At 29.4% G+C, this 3,833-nt stretch carries 7 protein-coding genes; 3 read left to right on the top strand and 4 right to left on the bottom strand.

Features of this window, described 5'->3' with window-relative positions:
- Both M0R36_11150 and M0R36_11145 read right to left on the bottom strand, forming a co-directional pair.
- Positions 1–188 (bottom strand): hypothetical protein (locus tag M0R36_11150; protein ID MCK9556346.1); only part of this gene is annotated, 188 nt, incomplete at its 3' end.
- 10 nt (positions 189–198) lie between these two features.
- A complete protein-coding gene (locus M0R36_11145) occupies positions 199–429 on the bottom strand; it encodes a hypothetical protein (protein MCK9556345.1) in 231 nt (76 codons plus the stop codon).
- 138 nt (positions 430–567) lie between these two features.
- Between M0R36_11145 and M0R36_11140 the strand changes: the two genes are divergently transcribed.
- From M0R36_11140 to M0R36_11130, 3 genes are read left to right on the top strand one after another with little or no spacing between them, the layout of a single operon-like run.
- Positions 568–1,614, top strand: coding sequence for a hypothetical protein (locus M0R36_11140; protein MCK9556344.1), 1,047 nt, complete (start codon positions 568–570; stop codon positions 1,612–1,614).
- A 14-nt stretch (positions 1,615–1,628) separates the two neighbouring features.
- On the top strand, positions 1,629–2,255 hold the full coding sequence (thyX, locus tag M0R36_11135; GenBank protein ID MCK9556343.1) for an FAD-dependent thymidylate synthase: 627 nt from the start codon (positions 1,629–1,631) through the stop codon (positions 2,253–2,255).
- A complete protein-coding gene (locus tag M0R36_11130) occupies positions 2,255–2,743 on the top strand; it encodes a hypothetical protein (protein ID MCK9556342.1) in 489 nt (162 codons plus the stop codon). Before thyX ends, M0R36_11130 begins: the two co-directional genes overlap by 1 nt.
- Before the next feature lie 85 nt (positions 2,744–2,828).
- Here the strand turns inward: M0R36_11130 and M0R36_11125 are convergent, their stop codons facing one another.
- Both M0R36_11125 and M0R36_11120 read right to left on the bottom strand, forming a co-directional pair.
- Positions 2,829–3,233, bottom strand: a complete 405-nt coding sequence (locus M0R36_11125; GenBank protein ID MCK9556341.1) for a hypothetical protein — start codon at positions 3,231–3,233, stop codon at positions 2,829–2,831.
- A gap of 40 nt (positions 3,234–3,273) precedes the next feature.
- Positions 3,274–3,833: hypothetical protein (locus tag M0R36_11120; protein ID MCK9556340.1), on the bottom strand; the 560-nt coding region annotated here is incomplete at its 5' end.

Below are 3,833 nucleotides of genomic sequence, written 5' to 3'. Positions count from 1 at the left end.
TATCCGCCTCTCATTCGTTTGTATAATGTATGGGCTTTTTCTATGCCCATACACAGGACCATTCCTCCTGTCACTTCGACGGTTGCTGTCAGCAGCTGCCCATGATAGGCAATGAACATGCTGTGGTATATCACAGCAGGTCCGAGAAACATCATGATGTCTGAAAAGAATCCTTTGATTTTTTCCATATTTTCCTCCTTAATTATTTTTTTCCCATGTATATTCTTGGGTCGTTCCAGACCCATATATATTTTTAAATATTCTTTCATCTTGTGCCCGAGCGACATGCTCGGACCCAGTAGTAAAATAGTTATCTATCCAACTATTCATGATTTGTTTCCCTGTGGGATCTATGAACCATATCCCAACAACGAAAACTGAGAAAACAATCAAAATTGATAAAATTATTTCTTTTAATATTTGAATCATATTTCCTCCTCAATTAATTTCAAAATTTACGGCATCCATTTCCGGATGCCAAGATATTATATATGTAGATACTGTTACTATAAAAACATCAAATATAACGAACAAAAATAAATAACTCTGTTGTGACTCGGAGGATAAATGAAACTTAATTTTAATGATAAACAGATTTCTTTTTTAGCTGAATGTATACGTGAAGACTATATAGAAAATAATATGGGATTAATGGAAAGTGTGGATGTTGCAAAACATATAGAAAAATCAGATAATTTTGTATTTGAACATTTTATGAATGAAAATGTATTAATAGAACAATCTGGAGATCAAGAAGCAAAAAAACAAATATATAAAGAGGTATCCAATTATGTTGTTAGAAGTGGATATACATCTTATGAAAAAACAGTTATTTTAACTGAAAGAAAAATAAATGATTTTATTATAAGGACATTGGCCAGAATACAAAGTTATATTCCATTTTTTCCTATTCAGGTTAGAGTCCCAATGAAAAGTGTTGAACCAATGAGGAAGGGCTGGCCATTAAAATGGAGATTCTCACTAAGACAAGTTCCTGAAGCATACAAAGATGCAATGGAACAGAGATTGGAATCCAGAAGAGATTTTAAATATCTTGCAAGTGAAATTTTTGGTGCCATTGAAGATTTAAATTGGAAAAAAACAGGATCCAATGTTAAAACATATCTTCATGCGAATAAATATAGGACAATTAGAATGATTGATACTGTGATTATTGCAGCTAGAAAAAAATTAACAGGATTTGATGGTGCTGGTGAATCTCAAGCTGCATTGACTAGATATATGGGTGGATATTCTGAATTAGCACATGCAATATATAATATTATTATTATATTGGTTGGTTTTTTATTTGCTGCTGCATCATTGGCTGTCATTAAATTAATTTATGTTATAATCAAAAAGATAATGAAAAATATTATTGATCTGTTATCAACACCGATATCTGCACTGATGGGAATTATTAGTAGTGGGGTGTCTGTCTTATATAGTTTAATGGGTAAACTAAAAATGGCATTACCTAGAAAGAAAACAATTTTAAGACAGGGGAAAAATATTATTAAGCATGTCAATAGTGCAAAACGATTAACAAGTGAATCAATGGAAACAATTCAATATATGTCCAACAGATTAAGAAGAAAGTATTCCAAAAAATAGATAAGGGGTTAAAAATGATAGTTTCTTTAATGCATGCAACTCCTCCGGATGTTGTTGTAAAAGCAATCAGAATGTGTCATGATTCTTTTGACAATATGGACAGTGATTTATATTCATTGGGTGAAAAAGATAAAGATCTTATAAGAAAAGTTATATTGAATAAAGGACATGAATCTGTTTCAGAACATTGTTCTTTTACCTGGGAAATAAATGATATTTCCGAATATGCTCATGTTCATTTGATCAGACATAGGATCGGAGTCTCTTATTCAGTTCAGAGCACTAGATATACATTTATAAAATCATTTTTAAAGAATGATGAAGAAATAGAAAATTTTATTGTAAATACGCCATCAGAAGAATTAAATAAAATGGCAGTGGAATATTTATCAAAGATTAAAGAATTTTATCAAAGGAATTCAGATATAAATAAAGATATTATAAATCAATTTATTCCTAGGGTTTATAAATTAAATCTTATGGCAACATTTAATATTAGAAGTCTTAGGCATTTCATTAAATTGAGAAATACAAGGGCAGCACATTATGAAATTAGAAAGTTGGCTGAAAAGATGTTAAGAACTCTATCTAAAACCGAATATGCTATTTTCTTTGAAGATCTAATGGAGGAAAATAAATAATGCTATCAATATATAATTACAGAGATTATTCTGACTATGATGATGTTTTTCCAATTCCAGTATACGAGGAAATTGAGGAAAGAGGAATTTCAACTGAAGAAAAAATAAAAGAATATTTTGATAAAAAAGAATTATATGATTGCCTAAAATATACATTTACTCCTTATTTTTTGTGGATATCTCCAAAGGATGATGATCTAGTCAATATTGGAAATGATTTCTTTGAATATCTTGATAAACAGTTTAAAGAAAAATTTGATATTGGTTTGTTTGAATTATTAGGACAACCATTTATGGATTTGAGTATTCATATGGTGAAAGTAAATGTATTAAATTTTGTAAAATTTCTCCATAGGGATATATCTCAGATGGCAAGTCCCGGAGATATATATTACACTGAATATGCCGATGTTTTTAGAAAACTAGGAATTAATGTTGTTTATGAAATTATTTCTGAATTTAAGAAAATAAAGAATTTGGATGGATGAAAAATCTGGACAAAAAAAAAGAGTGAGAATTTTCTCACTCAAATAACGTAGCGCTTATCACACGCAACCGCAAAAATATACGAAATCAATATGCGTAATTTTCAATTTCTTCTGTTATGGTGTTCTCCAATAAAAATTTATTTATGTTTATGTGAAAATTGAAAAAATCATTTAATTTATTTTCTATTTCCTTCAAGTTTCTTAGTTCATATTTTTTATCTCTGTTTGATAAAGATAAGACGATTTCTTTATGTTTTTTATCATCAATTAACCCAAGAAGATTTATTTCTGTTAAAAACAAAAGACTTGTTTCTTCCTCAGATGTATTGGGATTGAAACATAAGAATTCGAGTTTTATAAAATTATTTTCTTTCACCAACGAGAAATCGGATAATACTCCATTTCTTTCTAGATTCATTTTTGCAATATTGCAAATTTTAGTTATGTCTTGGAATGAATTTTTTGATTGATCGGCAAATGCAATAAACAAACAAACCTCCGTTAATTTTTAGTATTCATTGAAAATTTGTTCAATATAATGCATCATGCCAATTATAATCATCATCAATTCCATTTTTGTTATTTACATTGGAATGATTTATATTTGTATTTTCTTTTTTCCCACTGTTGTTTGATGATGAGTATGGAAAAATATTTCTTCCATTTTTATAATAGTCATCTCTGTAGTGGTCACACACGCTGCTATTATAACCATATGATATATTTGAATTATTAACTATTCTGGTTGGGGAATGTTCTATTGGTCCTTCAGTATCTACTATTCTTTTTCCATCATATACTCTTTCTTGAAACTTCATGAATTCCCCGTCCTGGTTTAACAGCACAAATGTTTCGTTTGGGTTATCTTCCAGATTCATTTTAATTATTTCCCATGGAAGACTATTTAACATTTTTGCAAATGTTCGTGTGTCACTCCATTCACCTTCTTTGTCCTTTATTTTTCCAACGGATGAAATGGTTCCGTTATGACAGAACCATGCCTTTTTATTCATTGGAGGACCAAGATTAATTAAAAATGGATGAATATTATCTAAGTTTTTTGCACCTCTTGATGTCATTCTTGTATGAT

Source organism: bacterium (assembly GCA_023228325.1).
Lineage (GTDB): Bacteria > Auribacterota > UBA6266 > UBA6266 > UBA6266 > UBA6266.
Note: the sequence above shows the minus strand (reverse complement) of the source record. Positions and strands in the feature narration are given on the sequence as shown.

Excerpts from the sequence above, each read along its gene's own strand:
- M0R36_11145 (MCK9556345.1), bottom strand. The coding sequence starts at position 429 with ATGATTCAAATATTAAAAGAAATAATTTTATCAATTTTGATTGTTTTC.
- M0R36_11140 (MCK9556344.1), top strand. The coding sequence starts at position 568 with ATGAAACTTAATTTTAATGATAAACAGATTTCTTTTTTAGCTGAATGT.
- thyX (MCK9556343.1), top strand. The coding sequence starts at position 1,629 with ATGATAGTTTCTTTAATGCATGCAACTCCTCCGGATGTTGTTGTAAAA.
- M0R36_11130 (MCK9556342.1), top strand. The coding sequence starts at position 2,255 with ATGCTATCAATATATAATTACAGAGATTATTCTGACTATGATGATGTT.